Here is a 15,969-nt window from a genome sequence, read left to right as displayed (position 1 = left end):
TGACTCAGGTCACGTGGGGGTGGGAAATAAGCGGGGAGCCTCTCCCCGTTTGGATACATGTCCCCGCTAAACGGGGAAGCGGTCCCCGGTTACTGGTGGGGGTCGACCGGCTACACAGGGAAGGGGAGCGTCGTCGTGGAGACCGTCGCCGAGACCGCGGGAACCGCCGCGAAGCGCACCGGACCGGCAGCCGGAAGCGCGGCACCGGAAGTCGGGAGCACGGCATCGGCGGCCGGGAGCACGGCAGCCGGGAGTGCCGAAGCCGCACCGCCGTGCCGGGCGCCCCGCCCGCGGGCCGACGCGCTGCGCAACCGTGAGCGGATCGTCGCGGCCGCGCGCGAGCTGTTCGTCGAGTTCGGGCCGGATGTGGCACTGGACGACGTCGCACGGCGAGCGGGCGTCGGCAACGCCACGCTCTACCGGAACTTCCCCGACCGCGCCGCCCTCACCCACGAGGTCGTCCTCGCGGTCACCTCCCGCACCACCCTCCGGGCCGAAGAGGCCGCCGCCGCGGAGTCCGACCCGTTCGCCGCGCTCAGCCGCTTCGTGCACGCGGCCGCCGACGAGCGGATCGGCGCCCTGTGCCCGATGCTCTCCGGCGTCTTCGACAAGGACCATCCCGACCTGCTCGCCGAGCGCCGGCGCCTCGAAGAGGCCGTCGAGGGGCTCGTGGCGCGCGCCATGTCCGCGGGGCGGCTGCGTACCGACATCGCCGTCGGTGACGTACTCGTCGCCCTCTCCCAGCTCACCCGGCCGCTCCCCGGCATCGCCTGCCGGGGCATCGACCGGTTCACCCACCGTCACCTGCAGTTGTTCCTGGACGGACTGGAGACCCCGGCCCGCTCCGAACTGCCCGGATCGGCGGCGACCTTGGAGGACCTGCGGCGCCCCTAGGACCTGTCGTCGAACTGCCCCGGCCCGCACCGGCCTGAACCTTCCGGCCGTGTCCTGAGGGGCCGGGCCCGGCCCACTGCCTCACCTCACCTCACGTCTCTTCATCTCGCCGCGCCTCACCCCGTCGCGCGTACACGAGTACGTACCGCCGACGCCCACTTCACGACGCCTCCGCGTCCTCGCTTGTCCTTAGGTGGCTACACCCATGTCAAAAACGGCTGACACAGCCCTTCCCGATCCGAGTCGCTGGAAGGCCCTGGCCTTCATCGCGCTCGCCCAGCTGATGGTCGTCCTCGACGCGACCATCGTGAACATCGCGCTGCCCTCCGCCCAGACCGACCTCGGCATATCCGACGGCAACAAGCAGTGGGTCATCACCGCCTACGCCCTCGCCTTCGGCGGGCTTCTCCTCTTCGGCGGCCGGATCTCCGACCTCTGGGGGCGCAAGCGCACCTTCGTCGTCGGTCTGATCGGCTTCGCGCTGGCCTCCGCGCTCGGCGGGGCGGCCGTGAACGAGGCGATGATGTTCGGCTCCCGGGCCCTCCAGGGTGTCTTCGGCGCCCTGCTCGCCCCGGCCGCCCTCTCCCTGCTCGCCGTGATGTTCACCGATGCCAAGGAGCGCGCCAAGGCGTTCGGCATCTACGGGGCCATCGCCGGCGGCGGTGGCGCCGTCGGGCTGATCCTCGGCGGCTTCCTCACCGAGTACCTGAACTGGCGCTGGACGTTCTTCGTCAACATCCCGTTCGCCATCGTCGCCGCCGCGGGCGCCTACTTCGTGATCCGTGAGCCGTCCGGCACCCGCAACCGCGCACCGCTGGACATCCCCGGCGTGGTGCTCTCCACGCTCGGCCTGGTCGCCCTGGTGTACGGCTTCACCCGCGCCGAGTCCGCCGGCTGGTCGGACGCGGTGACCGTCTCCATGTTCGTCGCCGCCGCCGTGCTGCTGATCGCCTTCGTCGTGACCGAGGCGCGCGTGAAGTCGCCGCTGCTGCCGCTGCGCGTCCTCACCGAGCGCAACCGGGGCGGGGTCTACCTCTCGCTGGGGCTCGCCATCATCGCGATGTTCGGGCTGTTCCTCTTCCTGACCTACTACCTCCAGGTCGTGAAGGGCTACTCCCCGGTCAAGACCGGCTTCGCGTTCATGCCCATGATCGTCGGCATGATCACCGGCTCCACCCAGATCGGCACCCGTCTGATGACCCGGGTCCCGCCGCGCCTGCTGATGGGCCCCGGCTTCCTGGTCGCCGCGGTCGGCATGCTGCTTCTGACCCAGCTGGACCTGAACACCAGCTACGCGGCCGTCATCCTGCCCGGCATGCTGCTCCTCGGCCTCGGCATGGGTACGGCGTTCATGCCGGCGATGTCCCTGGCCACGCACGGCATCGAGCCGCGTGACGCGGGAGTGGCCTCCGCGATGGTCAACACCTCCCAGCAGGTCGGCGGGGCCATCGGCACCGCCCTGCTGAACACCATCGCCGCGAGCGCCACCACCGCGTACGTCGCCGATCACGCGGCCCGCGCCACGGACCCGCAGATCCTGCAGCTCCAGGCCATGGTCAGCGGTTTCGCCGCCGCGATCTGGTGGGCTGTCGGCATCCTCGTCGCCGCCGCCGTCATCGCGATCGCCCTCATCAACACGGGGCGACCGGGAACGGGTTCGGGTGTGACGGACGGCGCGTCGGACGCGGGCGCCGAGGAGGAGTTCAAGATCCCGGTCGTCGCCCACTGACGACGGCCACGACGACGGCCACGACGACGGCCACGACGACGCCCACTGACGACGGCCACTGACCACGGGCCTGCCCCTGCTCGTCCTCGTGGCTCGCGCCCCCTGCCCTGGTTCCGCTCAGCGACCGCTCAGCGGAGCCAGGGCAGATCCGCGTCCGTGCCCTCCGGCTCCAGGCCGGTCGCGAGCACCCGCATGATCTCCCCGAGGCTGCTCACCTGTTCGGGCGTGAGCCGGTCGAACATCGCCTGCCGTACGGCCTCGACGTGGCCGGGCGCCGAGCGGCGGAGCATCTCGTAGCCGTCGTCGGTGAGCACCGCGTTCTGGCCGCGCTTGTCGGAGGGGCAGTCCTCACGGCGCACCCAGCCGTTCTTCTCCAGCCGGGCGATGGCGTGCGAGAGCCGGGAGCGGGTGATCTTCGCGTTCCGGGCCAGCTCCGTCATCCGCATCTGCCGGCGGGGGGCCTGTGACAGCTGGACGAGCAGCCCGTAATAGATGTGCGGCATGCCGGCATCGCGCTGCAACTGGCGATCCAGGTGATCCTCCAGCAGCGTGGTGGCATGCAGATAAGCGCGCCAGGCGTGCTGCTCCTCGTCGGTGAGCCAGCGCGGCGCGCTGGTGGATGCCGTGGTCATGTACTCCACTGTACGACCTTTTCTTGAAAGTTTAACTAGATAGGGCTAAGGTCTCCGGAGGTAGGAACTTGAAGTTTCAAGAAGCCTGCCCCGAGAGATCCCCGCAGGGGATCCGAAGGAGTTTCGCAGGGCCCCTGAACAACGATCCCCCGGATGACCTCGGGGAACTCCTGCTCGGACGAGTTCGTGACCGGATCCAGTGCCCCGAGCGCCCAGCGCGGCGCCCATCGCCCTGGGGCCGTGTCCAGTGGATGGGAGCGCCATGACAGCCACCGCGGAGCGGATGCCCGCCCTCTACCTCTCGCACGGCGCACCGCCGCTGGCCGACGATCCCGTCTGGCCCGGCGAACTCGCCGCCTGGTCCGCCGGGCTGCCCCGCCCCCGCGCGATCCTGATGGTCTCCGCCCACTGGGAGGAGGCCCCGCTCGCGCTGGGCGCCACCGAGACCGTGCCGCTCGTGTACGACTTCTGGGGCTTTCCCGAGCACTATTACGGGGTGCGTTACGGAGCCCCGGGCGCGCCCGAGCTGGCCGACAGCGTCCGCAAGCTGCTGCGCGGCGCCGGTACGCCGGTCCAGGACATCCCGGACCGGGGCCTCGACCACGGGGCGTACGTTCCGCTGGTGGAGATGTTCCCGGACGCCGACGTCCCCGTACTCCAGATCTCCCTGCCGACCCTCGACCCGCAGAAGCTGATGGAGGTCGGACGCAGACTCGCCCCTCTGCGCGACGAGGGCGTGCTCATCGTCGGCAGCGGCTTCTTCACCCACAACCTGGCCGCTCTGCGCCACCAGGGCGGCGGCGTTCCCGGCTGGTCGGCGGAGTTCGACGACTGGGGCGACCGCGCGCTGCGGGCCCAGGACATCGACGCGCTGATCGACTTCGAGCACACGTCCCCGGCCGGGAGGCTGGCCCACCCGCGCACCGAGCACTTCGCGCCGCTCTTCGTGACGCTGGGCGCGGCCGAGGACGAGCTGGACCGGGGGCGGAGCGTCATCGACGGCTTCTGGATGGGGCTGGCGAAGCGCTCGGTGCAGTTCGGCTGAGCGCTCCGGGCGCTCGGAACGGTCTATCCGGAACGGTTTGTCCGGCGCGGTCTATCAGGTGCGGTCTGTCGGAACGGTCTAGAAGACCGGTGGGTTCAGCTCGATCGCGCGCCGGGCGGCGGAGAACGCGAGCGCGTCGCCCACGTCCAGCGCCGTGTCGGTGAACTTGATGGTGTGGTCGTCGCCGTGCGCCGCCGCCCGGGCGAACAGCTCCCCGGCGTCCGCGACGCCGTACGTGGGAACCGGGGCCGCCTCGCGGGGCGCGTAGGCGGCGGTGACCGCGGCGCTCGCCGCCCAGGCGGCCCGCAGACTCGGTGCCCACAGCTCGCCGGGCAGGGCGGGCAGGGTGCGCAGGACCGCGTTGGGCGCGGTCGCCGCGTGGACCAGCATGATCGGATCGCCGTGCGCGTGGGTCGCGTACCGGTGCGTCGAGGCCCGTACCAGCTCCCGGAGCGCGGACCGGGCCGTCTCGGGGTCGGTGGGACCGGGCCCCGGGCCGGTGTCCTGTTCCGTCGGCGGCCAGTCCGGGAACCCGGTCAGCTGCGCGAACCGGTCCCGGATGCCGCCGTTCCGCCCGGGCACCAGCGGGACCCGGTCCAGTGCCGCCGCCGCACTCGGGGCCGGACCGAGCGGCGTCAGGGCGGGCAGGGCCTGGTGCCGGGCGGCCCAGTAGCCGAGGGCGTGGGCCGGCTCCCGGACGCGCGGGGCGCTCTCCTCGCCCGTCAGCAGGGTCCGTACGGAGTGGCCCACCCGGATCGCCGGATGCGTGGCGCCCGCGGCGATGCCCGGCAGCAGTCGCGGCCACCACTCGGTGAGCACGTCGCGCCAGGGGGTATCGGCCGTCTCCCGCTCGAAGTACGCCGTCCAGTCGGCGATGCGGCGCGGGTCGCCCAGCGCCTCGTGCCAGTTCCGCGCGGTGACCGGGGAGCCGGCGGCCGGCATCTCGTCCAGCTTCGGGCCGTACCGGTCCAGCCAGCGGTGCACGGCCGACTCCTGGCCGTGCCGCACGAGGGCCTCCACGGCCATCGGCGCGTGATTGCTGAGCCAGCCGTCGCGCTCCGGCCCCGAGACATGGATGCGCTCCAGCGCCTCGTCGAGGGTGCCTGTGGTGTCGTCCATGCCGAGCAGGCTAAGGGCTGTCCCGTAGTCCCTGGCGGGCGCGCGACGACAGCTACGGCACCTCGCCGCGTTGTCGGAACGTCCACATACATCCAGTATGCGGACGCCCCTCCGCCTTGCGATGCACCGCATCTGACGCCGCACGCTGATCCACCAGGGATTACGGGACAGCCCTCAGGCACGCGCGGGCCACAGCGGATCGGGCCGCGGTCCCGGTCGGCCTCGGACCGGAGACGCAAGCACTCGGGGCCCCGGTTACCCGCAGGATCGGTCGGCGGTCGTACGTCTCGGGGCCCGGGGCCGGGGCCGGGCCCGCCGGGCCGGCCGGGCCGGCGCGGACACCCTGAGCAACCCGAACGCCGCCCGATCCGTCCTTCGGGGTGGGAGCACGGCTCTCCGGGCGCCGGGGCGAGGGCCCGACGGCGGCCTGACGGCGGCCGGGCGGGGGGAAGTGGGGCGTGCGTGTGGGTGCGGTCTCATGCACGGGCCGATTCCGGGTACCCGGTCGGAGAGCCGCAACGGGGCCGGTCCGGCCCCGCCACCGGCTCTGACCTGCGCGTCCGGCGGAATCCAGAAGCGGAATCCAGCGGTCGGAGCCGGACAGGGTACTGCATGATCGCGAAAGTGAATGTGTGGCATGGGAATTCTGTCCGGATTCCAGTCGTTGTTTCCATCGGATGCAGGGCACTCGAAAGGGTGTCGCGACCTACTCAGCAAGGGAGCACGCATGGCAACCCGTGCCGTCGCCCGTCGTACGTCCACCACCTCCGGTGGGACCGGCCGGGCAGGCAGTGTTCGCGCCGTGGGCGGGGAAATCGCCGATCGCGACCTGGTCGGCATGTACCTGGACGAGATCGCCCGCACACCGCTGCTCGACGCGGCCAAGGAAGTCGACCTCTCCCAGACCATCGAGGCGGGCGTCTTCGCCCAGCAGATCCTCGACGGCGAGGTGGAGAGCGCCGGCGGTGACGCGAAGCGTGAGGAGCTTCAGGCGCTGGTCGCCGAGGGCGAGCGCGCCAAGGACATATTCATCCGTTCCAACCTCCGCCTCGTCGTCGCCGTGGCCCGCCGCTACCCGCGCGCGGGGCTCCCTCTGCTCGACCTGATCCAGGAGGGCAACGCGGGCCTGGTGCGCGCGGTCGAGAAGTTCGACTACGCCAAGGGCTTCAAGTTCTCCACGTACGCCACCTGGTGGATCCGGCAGGCCATCACCCGGTCCATCGCCGACCAGTCCCGCACGATCCGGCTCCCCGTCCACCTGGTGGAGGAGCTCGGCCGGATCCGCCGGGTCCAGCGCGAGTTCAACCGCGAGCACGGGCGCGACCCGGAGCACGCGGAGATCGCCGCCGAACTCGACTCCAACGCCGAGCGCGTCGGCAACGTCCTGGACTGGGCCCGCGACCCGGTCAGCCTCAACATGTCCGTGGACGACGACGGCGACACCCAGTTCGGGGACCTGCTGGAGGACACCTCCGCCGTCTCGCCCGAGCAGTCCGTGATGACTCTGCTCCGCAGTGAGGAGCTGGAGGACCTGATCGGCAAGCTCGACAACAGGACGGCCTCGATCATCAAGATGCGGTACGGCATCGAGGACGGCCGGGAGCGGACGCTGACCGAAGTGGGCAAGCAGCACGGCCTCACGCGGGAGCGGATCCGCCAGATAGAGAAGCACGCACTGCTCGAATTGAAGCGAATGGCTCACGACACGGGCTTTGACGCTGCGGCGTGAGCCAATAACCCGTAATCTCCCCATCAAGCCGGTTCGCACCGGCTGACCGACCGGGTCATTCCGGTCACCGACCGGTTTTCGCCGGTCCCTGAGCTGAGCCCCGGCGCCCACCCCCCCCGGCGTCGGGGCTCATCCCTGTTCCGGTCCCTGTTCCGGTCCCTCCGGTCCTTGCTCCTGCTCCTGCTCCAGGTCGGCCGGGGGCCGGTTCCGGGCGGCGCGGGTCAGCCGGGCGCCGAGGCCCTCCAGGTACTCCACCAGCTCCGGCGGCCCCTGCACGGAGAACTCGCAGTCCACCAACGCCAGCCGCAGCGCCACCCACTCCAGCGAATCGGCGTACGAGGTCCGCAGGCGGCAACCGCCGTGCCCGTCCGGCTCCGGCGCTCCGAGATGCGCGGGCAGCCGCGCCGCCACGAACTCCGCCGGCGCTCCGAACCACACATCGAGACACAGCTCCGGCTTCATCCGCCGCATCGACCGGGCCAGGAACTTCGCCGCGTCCTCACTCCCCGCGTCGCTTCCCGCGCCCTCGACGGGCAGCGGCCTCGGCGCGAACCGGGCCCCCGTCGCGTACGGCTCGCCGACCCGGTCCACCCGGAACGTACGCCAGTCCGCCCGGTCGATGTCGTACGCCACCAGGTACCAGCGCTGCCCGGTGCTCACCAGCCGGTACGGCTCGACCTGCCGCTTCGTCCGGGTGCCGTCGCCGCTGCGGTACGCGAACCTCAGCCGTTCCCGCCCGGTGGCCGCCGAGGCCAGCGTCGTCAGGGTCCGTGGGTCGATGGTGGCGCCGTCGCCCCGGGTCAGCGGCACCGTGGCGTTCTGGAGCACGGAGACCCGGTGCCGCAGCCGGGCGGGGAGCACCTGTTCCAGCTTCGCCAGCGCCCGTACGGAGGCCTCGTCGACGCCCTCGATGGCGTGCCCCGCCCCGGCCCGCAGGCCCACCGCGATGGCCACCGCCTCCTCGTCGTCCAGCAGCAGGGGCGGCATGGCGGCGCCCGCCACCAGGCGATAGCCGCCGACGGAGCCGCGCGAGGCCTCGACCGGGTAGCCCAGGTCGCGCAGCCGGTCGATGTCGCGGCGGATCGTGCGCGGACTGACGTCGAGCCGCTCGGCCAGCTCGCCGCCCGGCCACTCGCGCGGGGTCTGGAGGAGCGACAGCAGCTTCAGCAGTCGTGCGGGGGTGTCGGACATGGCCTCAGGATGCCGGACCATCAGGCCATGATCTGACCTAATGGCTGCATAGGTTCCTCCCATGCCTTCTTCCGCACCCCCGTCACTGCCGTCGCCCACGGCGTCGCACGTCGCAGCGCCCGCACGGCCCACACCTCCCGCACCGGTGAAGACGCCGGTCGCACCCACGCCCGCCCCGGCCGGCCGGCGGCGCTGGTTCGCGCTGGCCATCGTGATGACCGCCGCCTTCATGGACCTGGTCGACGTCACGATCGTCAACATCGCGATCCCCAGCATCCAGCGGGAGACCGGGGCCTCGGTCTCCGCGATCCAGTGGATCACCGCCGGCTACGCCCTCGCGTTCGCGGCCGGGCTGATCACGGGCGGCCGGCTCGGCGACATCTACGGGCGCAAGCGGCTCTTCCTCATCGGCATCGGCGGATTCACGCTCGCCTCCGCCCTGTGCGGCTTCGCGGGCAGCCCCGAGATCCTGGTCGCGGCCCGGATCCTCCAGGGCGCGACGGCGGCCCTGATGGTGCCCCAGGTCCTCTCGATCGTGCACGCCACCTTCCCGGCCCACGAGCGCGGCAAGGTCTTCGGGCTCTTCGGTGCGGTCGTCGGACTCGGCGCGGTCTCCGGTCCGCTGCTGGGCGCGCTGCTCACCGAGTGGGACCTCTTCGGGCTCGGCTGGCGGCCGATCTTCCTGATCAACCTGCCCGTCGGCATCGCCGGGCTGCTCCTCGGCGCGAAGTTCATCACCGAGTCGAAGGCCCCGAAGGCGGTCCGCCTCGACCTGCCCGGCGTCGCACTGATCACCCTGGCGATGCTGATGCTCATCTACCCGCTCACCCGGGGACACGAGCTGGGCTGGCCGCTGTGGGGCCATCTGTCGATGGTGGGCAGCCTGTTCGTCTTCGGGGCGCTGGTCGCCTACCAGCGGCAGAAGGCGCTGAGCGACGGCTCGCCGCTGATCGAACTGTCCCTGTTCCGGGTCAAGAGCTTCGCCGCCGGCATCGCCGTGCAACTGACCTTCGGCGTCGGCCTCGGCATCTTCTTCCTGGTCTGGACGATGTACATGCAGATGGGGCTCGGCTGGAGCGTGCTGCGCGCCGGCACGACGGGCATCCCGTTCTCCGTCGCCGTCTCGGTGGCCGCCGGGATCTCCGTGCAGAAGCTGGTGCCCCGCTTCGGCCGCAAGGTCCTCCAGGCCGGTGCGCTCCTCATGATCGCCGGGCTGCTGATCTACCTCTGGGAGAGCGAGTACTACGGCATGGGCATCACGTCCTGGCAGATGGCCGTCCCGCTGGTGGTCATGGGCGTGGGGATGGGGCTGATCGTGGCTCCGCTGACCGACGCCGTGCTCTCCGAAGTGCCCAAGGAGCACGCCGGTTCGGCGTCCGGGCTGATCAACACCGTGCAGCAGATGGGGACGGCGCTCGGTCTCGGTCTGGTGTCCGTCGTCTTCTTCGGGGCGATCGGAGACCGGCCGGCCCCCGAGGAGGCCGGTCCGGCGTTCGTCGACGCGTTCCAGCAGTCGCTGTGGTGGGTGGCCGGGGTGCTCTCGGTGATCTTCCTGGTGATGTTCGCGCTGCCCGCCCGGCCGCGCGCCCACGTCGAGGGTGACGCCCACGCGGAGGGTGACGCGAACATGACGGGCGTAGCGAGCTGATCCGTGTGGCCGGTGTGACCGGCCGACGGTGCTCGGCTGACTGCGATCGGCCGTCCGTGACCGGCCCGGCGGCGAATCCGCCCGGGCCGGTCACGGTCGTGTCCGGGTCAGCAGATCCGGGTGCGGCTCTCCATCGCCGCACGGGCGGTGTGCTCGTCCTCGTACACCTCGCACATGTGGCGGCCGTCCGGCGTCGCCGTGTGCTCGACCTCCCACAGGCTCGTCTCGCTGCCGTCCAGCAGCAGGAACGCGTGCTCGTAGAGCGTGAACCCGGCCGAGCGGCCGTCGACGCGGCACTGGCGCCCGAAGACCTGGGTGATGTGGTGGGCGAACGCCGACCGGAGCAGCCGCGCCTTCTGCTCGCCCGGCCGATCGGCGTTCTCCGCGCGGCGCAGCACCCGGCGGGCGTGGTCCGCGGAGTTGTCGGGGGCGTACGTCCGGGGGAGCGGGGCCGGCGGGGCGGACATCAGGAGCGTCAGCATCTCCAGATCACCCTGGGCCTCCTGCGGCCCCTCGTCGCCGAAGGCCGGGGAGTCGGAGAGGCTTCCGGCGAGCCGGGACGCGGCGATGCGGGCGTCCCCCTCGTCGTCGTACAGCTCGTGCCGGCGCGGTATCCGCATATCCCGGCCTCCGCTGTGCACCAGCTCCCACAGGGTGAGGGCGGAGCCGTCGGCGAGGAGATACGTGTGACGGTAGGTCTCGCGGTGCAGTACGGAACTGTGGTGCGACGAGTGCAGCGAACTGCTGTGGGCGAGCGCGGTCCCGAGGCGGTCGACCGTGCTGTCGGGAAGGTCGAAGGAGTTGAGGGCGCGTCGCAGGAGTCGGTCGAGGTGGTGCTCGGTTGTCTCGTACGGATCGCTCAAGGTGGTGTCTCCAGGCCGTCGCCGCGTGTTACTTGGTGCGTGCTTAACGTAGTCCCTGGGTCCGACATCGTGACCGGGGTTGGTAAAAACGTAGGGCGCACGCAGAAAGTTCCCCGCGTGTTCCCGGTGCATTTCGGGCGGTTGGGGTGAACTCCCTTGCGCAGGAGGCGAGTCGGGCGCGCGCACGCCCCTCGCTCGCGCCGCGCGCCCCCTGAGTCTGCCGCCCGGGCCGGCCCCGGCCGCCGCGCGACTCCGCCGACGACGGCGGTTTGGCGACAGGACCTAGCCGCCGTACAGCTCCGTGTACGAGAGGAGCCCGCCGCCCGGCCCCTCGGTGCTCCGGGCCGCGCGCACGGCCTTCACGACGGCCCGCGCCAGGACGTCGGCGCCCGCCGCCAGGATCTCGTTGACGGGGGCCGGGTCCCCGGACGGCACCCGCGCCTGCCCGGTGGCCAGCGTGAACACGGTGTCCCCGTCGGTCAGCAGATGGACGGGGCGTACCGCGCGGGCCAGTCCGTCGTGTGCGGTGCCCGCCAGCTTCTGGGCCTGCGCCCGGGTCAGGTCCGCGTCCGTGGCGACGACCGCGATCGTCGTGTTGAACGGCGGGGCCCCGCCTCCGGCCGCCTCCGCCGCCTCCCGCTCCCGCGCGAGACGCCGCTCCGCCGCCGCGTGGACCTCGGCCGGAGGGCGGGTGGGCGGGTCCCCGGCTCCGTACTCCCCGAACAGCACCCCGGTGCGGGGATCGACCACCGAGCCCGCCGCGTTCACCGCGACGAGGGCGGCCACCGTGACCCCGGAGGCGAGGCGGGTGCTCGCCGTGCCGATGCCGCCCTTGAGCTGCCCGGCCACCGCGCCGGCGCCCGCGCCCACGCCGCCCTCGGCCACGGGCTCCCCGGGCCCGGTGGCCGCCGCGGCCTCCACCGCCGCGCGGCCGGTCGACGCGTCGGGGCGGGCCCGCCAGTCGCCGCCCCGGCCGAGATCGAAGAGGGCGGCGGCCGGAACGACCGGCACCACCTGGGTCGGCCCGGCGCCGACCCGGACGCCCCGACCCTGCTCCTCCAGCCAGGCCACCACCCCGGACGCGGCGTCCAGCCCGAACGCGCTGCCGCCCGTGAGGACGACGGCGTCGACCCGCTGCACCAGATTGCGCGGGTCCAGCGCGTCCGTCTCCCGCGTGCCCGGACCGCCGCCCCGTACATCCACGGCGGCCACGGCCCCGCCCTCGGGCGCCAGGACGACGGTCGTGCCGCTCAACGCGCCCGCACCGGCGACCTCGGCGTGCCCGACACGCACCCCGGCCACATCGGTCAGCGCGTCCAGCAAGGGCGCTGGCTCCGGGGCTCCGGCCTCGGGGGCGACGAGGTTCACGGAGTCCGTGGGGTCCGCAGGGTCTATGGGGATCATCGTGCGGTTCCTCCGGTCGGGTCGGGTTCGAGGTCGGCTCGGGTTCGAGGTCGGTTCGGGGTTCGGAATTCGAGGGCGCGGGCGGGTCGGGGCCGGTCCATCGGGGAGCGCGATCCCCTGCGTGGTGAACGTACCGCTCAGCGGGCGCGGGAGCCGGGCACGGTGAGCCCGAAGCGCTCCGCCCGGGCAAGGCGACCCTTGCGACTGTCCGGGCGACCCTCTCACCCCCTCACCCCCTAAAACGGGTTCAATCAACCCAAACAGTCCTACGGTGGCCGGGTGACCGAGCCCTCAGAAGCCAACGCAGCAGCCGAGCCCCACGACCCCGGCGACCTCGCGGCCACGCCTCCCGCCGCTACCGGCCCCCGGTCCGTCACCACCCGGGCCACGCTCGCCGGAGCGGTCGTCTCCGCCCTGCTGATCCTCGCGATCGTGCTCGGCAGCCGTATGCTCCGCAACTTCGACTCGGCCCTCCTCCCCTACGCCGTGGCCACGGTCTTCCTCGCCTTCGGCGTCGCCTACCGGTACACCGTCTGGATCTCCGCCCCCGGCGCCCGACGCCTCTTCAGACAGGGCTGGCGCAGCCTCTTCTCCCTGGACAACTTCCGCAGCGCACCCACCGCCCTGCCGAAGATGATCGCCACCTATCTGGGCTTCCAGAAGTTCCTCGGCGCCCGCAGCCACGCCCGCTGGGCCGCCCACCAGCTGATCTTCTGGGGCTGCATCCTCGCGGCCCTGATCACCTTCCCGCTCACCTGGGGCTGGTTCACCTTCACCTCCGGCAGCGGATCGGGACCCGGCTACGAGATGCGGATCTGGGGCTTCAAGATCCTCGGATTCGACTCGCTCAACGTGCTCGGCTGGCTGATGTTCCACGGCCTGGACATCGCCGCCGTCCTCGTCATCCCCGGCGCCTCGTACTTCCTGTGGCGCCGCATGAAGGACCGCGGCGCCGCCACCGGACAGCGCTTCGCCTACGACCTGGTGCCGCTGATCGCGCTCATCGTCATCTCCGTCACGGGGCTGCTGCTCACCTTCTCCTCGATCTTCCTGAACGGTGGCGGCTACCAGTTCCTCGCGATCCTGCACATGGCGTCGGTGGTGTTCACGCTCATCTACATCCCGTTCGGCAAGTTCTTCCACATCGTCCAGCGACCGGCCGCGGTCGGCATGCAGCTGTTCAAATACACCGGCCGCAAGGACGACGAGGTGTTCGTCTGCCGCCGCTGCGAGGAACCCATCGACACCGGCCCCTACGTCGAGAACCTGCGCGGCACCATGCGCGACCTCCGGCTCGACTTCGACTCCTGGGCCGAATACTGCCCGCGCTGCAAGCGGGTGCTGCGCGGCAGCGCCTACCTCTCCCATGTGAAGAAGGGCTTCAAGTGACCGCGGATCCGCGAGCTGCTGCCGACCGCCGCACGTTCATCCCCCTGGACCCCTCCCTCGCACCTCCCGGAACCCGAGCCTTCCGGGACGCGGGCGGCATCCCGGCCGACCAGTGGCACGCCGACCAGAACGGCGAGACGCTCGTGCCGACCCACTGCTGCTTCTGCGGCGTCCAGTGCGGGATGTATCTGCGCGTGGACCGCGGCGGCAAGGTCTTCGGTGTCGAACCCCGCAACCACGACATCAACCGGATGCGGCTCTGCCCCAAGGGCATCAACGCCTACCAGCAGGTCAACCACCCCGACCGGCTGACCGCCCCGCTCATGCGCCGCTCCCGCGACGAGGAGTTCCGCGAGGTCTCCTGGGAGGAGGCGCTCGACTTCACCGTCTCCGAGATCAAGCGCATCCAGCAGACCCACGGCAACGACGCCTTCGGGCTCCTCGGCGGGGCCAGTCTGTTCTCCGAGAAGACCTATCTGGTGGGCAAGTTCGCCCGGGTCGCGCTCAAGACCCGGCACGTCGACTACAACGGCCGCCTCTGCATGGTCAGCGCGGCGGGCGCCAACAAGCTGGCCTTCGGCATCGACCGGGCCGGCAACCCCTTCTCCGACATCCTGCTCACCGACTGCCTGCTCATCGCGGGCTCCAACGTCGGCGAGTGCTTCCCCGTGATGACCCAGTACGTCTGGGGCGCCCGCGACCGGGGGGCCAGCCTCATCGTCATCGACCCGCGCGAGACCGCCATCGCCCGGACCGCCGACATCCACGTCGCCCTCAAGCCCGGCACCGACTCCGCGTTCTTCACCTCCGTCCTGCACGTCGTCATCGAGGAAGGGCTCACCGACGAGAACTACCTCGCCGCCCACGCCACCGGCTGGGAGGAGGTCAAGGCCAAGGCCGCCGAATACCCGCCCTCCCGCGCCGCCGCGATCTGCGGCATCCCCGCCGAGCAGATCGTCCAGGTCGCCCGGACCTTCGCCCGCGCGCCCAGGGCCATGGCCTGGCACGCCCGGGGCATCGAGCACCACTCGCAGGGCGTCGAGAACTGCCTCACCGTGATCAACCTCTGCACCGCCACCGGCCACATCGGCAAACCCGGCGCCGGCTACGGCACCATCACCGGCCAGGGCAACGGGCAGGGCGGCCGCGAGCACGGCCAGAAGTCCGACCTCCTCCCCGGCGGACGCTCCATCATGAACGAGGAGCACCGCCGCCAGATCTGCGAGATCTGGGGCATCGAGGAGTCCGAACTCCCGGCCGCCGGGACCTCCATGATGGAAATGGTCTGGCAGATGCAGCGCCGCGAGATCCGCGGCCTGATCGGCATCTGCAACAACCCCTTCGTCTCCCTGCCCAACTACCAGGTGGTCAAGGAGGGGTACGACACCACCGAGTTCCACGCGCAATTCGACTTCTTCCTCTCCGAGACCGCCGCCAACGCCCATGTCGTCTTCCCCGTCACCACCTGGGCCGAGGACGAGGGAGTGATGGCCAACGCGGAAGCCCGCGTGGTCAAGCACAACAAGGCCCAGGACCCGCCGCCCGGCGTCCGCACCGACACCTGGGCGATGTGCGAACTCGCCCGACGGCTCGGCGCCGGCGACAAATTCGACTTCCCCGACTCCCGGTCGGTCTTCGACGAGCTGCGCGTCGCCTCCGCCGGCACCGTCAACGACTACTACGGCATCACCTACGAACGCCTGGAGGAGACCGGCGGCATCGCCTGGCCCTGCCCCACCACCGATCACCCCGGCACCCCCCGCCTCTTCGAGGACGGGAAGACCTACCACCCCGACGGCAAGATCCACCTCCAGGTCGTCGAATGGCACCCGCCGATGGACCCGTACGACGACGAGCACCCCATGTCGCTCACCACCGGCCGCACCGTCGCCCACTTCCTCTCCGGCAACCAGACCCGCAGGCTCGGCGCCCTCGTCGAACAGACCCCGCGCCCCTGGGCCGAGGTCCACCCCTCGCACGGCTTCCGCAACGGCGAGCCCGTCCGCGTCGTCACCCGGCGCGGCAGCGAGGTCTTCCCCGCCCTGGTCACCGAGGCGATCCGTCCCGACACCGTGTTCATCCCGTACCACTGGCCGGTGCCCACCGCGGCCAACGCCCTCACCATCGACGCCCTCGACCCCCGGTCCAAGATCCCCGAGTACAAGGTGTGCGCCTGCCGCATCGAGCACGCCGAGCGGATCGACGAGGTCCCCGCCCCGCCGGTCGCTCCCGGCCATGTCGCCTACCCGGAGACCCAGGTCTCCCGTACCGACCCGCTGCCTCCCACGGCCCCCCAGGGCCGTGGCACCTCGGAGAGGAGCTGAGT

At 71.5% G+C, this 15,969-nt stretch carries 12 protein-coding genes; 7 read left to right on the top strand and 5 right to left on the bottom strand.

Going from position 1 to position 15,969, the window contains the following annotated elements:
• Window positions 1-135 precede the first annotated feature (135 nt).
• Both OG245_RS15025 and OG245_RS15020 read left to right on the top strand, forming a co-directional pair.
• Window positions 136-894: a TetR/AcrR family transcriptional regulator gene (locus OG245_RS15025; RefSeq protein ID WP_371627891.1), complete on the top strand. Its 759-nt coding sequence runs from the start codon at window positions 136-138 to the stop codon at window positions 892-894.
• A gap of 205 nt (window positions 895-1,099) precedes the next feature.
• Window positions 1,100-2,623, top strand: coding sequence for an MFS transporter (locus OG245_RS15020; protein ID WP_371624027.1), 1,524 nt, complete (start codon window positions 1,100-1,102; stop codon window positions 2,621-2,623).
• A gap of 128 nt (window positions 2,624-2,751) precedes the next feature.
• Here OG245_RS15020 and OG245_RS15015 read toward each other — a convergent pair whose 3' ends face one another.
• Entirely contained in the window at window positions 2,752-3,264 is a 513-nt protein-coding gene (locus tag OG245_RS15015; RefSeq protein WP_371624026.1) for a MarR family winged helix-turn-helix transcriptional regulator, read from the bottom strand.
• A gap of 253 nt (window positions 3,265-3,517) precedes the next feature.
• On the opposite strand from OG245_RS15015, the gene OG245_RS15010 reads away from it, so the two are divergent.
• The gene (locus OG245_RS15010; protein ID WP_371624025.1) at window positions 3,518-4,300 is read left to right on the top strand and encodes a dioxygenase; all 783 of its coding nucleotides are present in this window, start codon (window positions 3,518-3,520) and stop codon (window positions 4,298-4,300) included.
• Between the two features lie 78 nt (window positions 4,301-4,378).
• Here the strand turns inward: OG245_RS15010 and OG245_RS15005 are convergent, their stop codons facing one another.
• Window positions 4,379-5,419 carry a questin oxidase family protein gene (locus OG245_RS15005; protein WP_371624024.1) on the bottom strand — a complete coding sequence of 347 codons (1,041 nt, stop codon included), beginning with the start codon at window positions 5,417-5,419 and terminating at the stop codon, window positions 4,379-4,381.
• Window positions 5,420-6,146: 727 nt separating this feature from the next.
• On the opposite strand from OG245_RS15005, the gene OG245_RS15000 reads away from it, so the two are divergent.
• A complete protein-coding gene (locus OG245_RS15000) occupies window positions 6,147-7,148 on the top strand; it encodes an RNA polymerase sigma factor RpoD/SigA (protein WP_371624023.1) in 1,002 nt (333 codons plus the stop codon).
• A gap of 129 nt (window positions 7,149-7,277) precedes the next feature.
• Here OG245_RS15000 and OG245_RS14995 read toward each other — a convergent pair whose 3' ends face one another.
• Entirely contained in the window at window positions 7,278-8,339 is a 1,062-nt protein-coding gene (locus OG245_RS14995; protein WP_371624022.1) for a helix-turn-helix transcriptional regulator, read from the bottom strand.
• Window positions 8,340-8,400: 61 nt separating this feature from the next.
• Between OG245_RS14995 and OG245_RS14990 the strand changes: the two genes are divergently transcribed.
• A complete protein-coding gene (locus OG245_RS14990; RefSeq protein WP_371624021.1) occupies window positions 8,401-9,987 on the top strand; it encodes an MFS transporter in 1,587 nt (528 codons plus the stop codon).
• 107 nt (window positions 9,988-10,094) lie between these two features.
• On the opposite strand, the gene OG245_RS14985 is transcribed toward OG245_RS14990, so the two are convergent.
• Window positions 10,095-10,850: a DUF6227 family protein gene (locus OG245_RS14985; protein ID WP_371624020.1), complete on the bottom strand. Its 756-nt coding sequence runs from the start codon at window positions 10,848-10,850 to the stop codon at window positions 10,095-10,097.
• Between the two features lie 282 nt (window positions 10,851-11,132).
• Window positions 11,133-12,254 (bottom strand): P1 family peptidase, encoded by a 1,122-nt coding sequence (locus OG245_RS14980; protein ID WP_371624019.1) that lies wholly within the window; start codon window positions 12,252-12,254, stop codon window positions 11,133-11,135.
• A 279-nt stretch (window positions 12,255-12,533) separates the two neighbouring features.
• Here OG245_RS14980 and OG245_RS14975 point away from each other — a divergent pair, with 279 nt between their 5' ends.
• Window positions 12,534-13,643: an MFS transporter gene (locus tag OG245_RS14975; RefSeq protein ID WP_371624018.1), complete on the top strand. Its 1,110-nt coding sequence runs from the start codon at window positions 12,534-12,536 to the stop codon at window positions 13,641-13,643.
• Window positions 13,640-15,967 carry a molybdopterin oxidoreductase family protein gene (locus OG245_RS14970; RefSeq protein ID WP_371624017.1) on the top strand — a complete coding sequence of 776 codons (2,328 nt, stop codon included), beginning with the start codon at window positions 13,640-13,642 and terminating at the stop codon, window positions 15,965-15,967. The genes OG245_RS14975 and OG245_RS14970 overlap by 4 nt, the downstream gene beginning before the upstream one ends.
• Window positions 15,968-15,969: the final 2 nt, after the last annotated feature.

This window comes from Streptomyces sp. NBC_01116, from assembly GCF_041435495.1.
Lineage (GTDB): Bacteria > Actinomycetota > Actinomycetes > Streptomycetales > Streptomycetaceae > Streptomyces.
The sequence above is the reverse complement of the archived record's forward strand: the minus strand, read 5'-3'. Positions and strand labels throughout refer to the sequence as shown.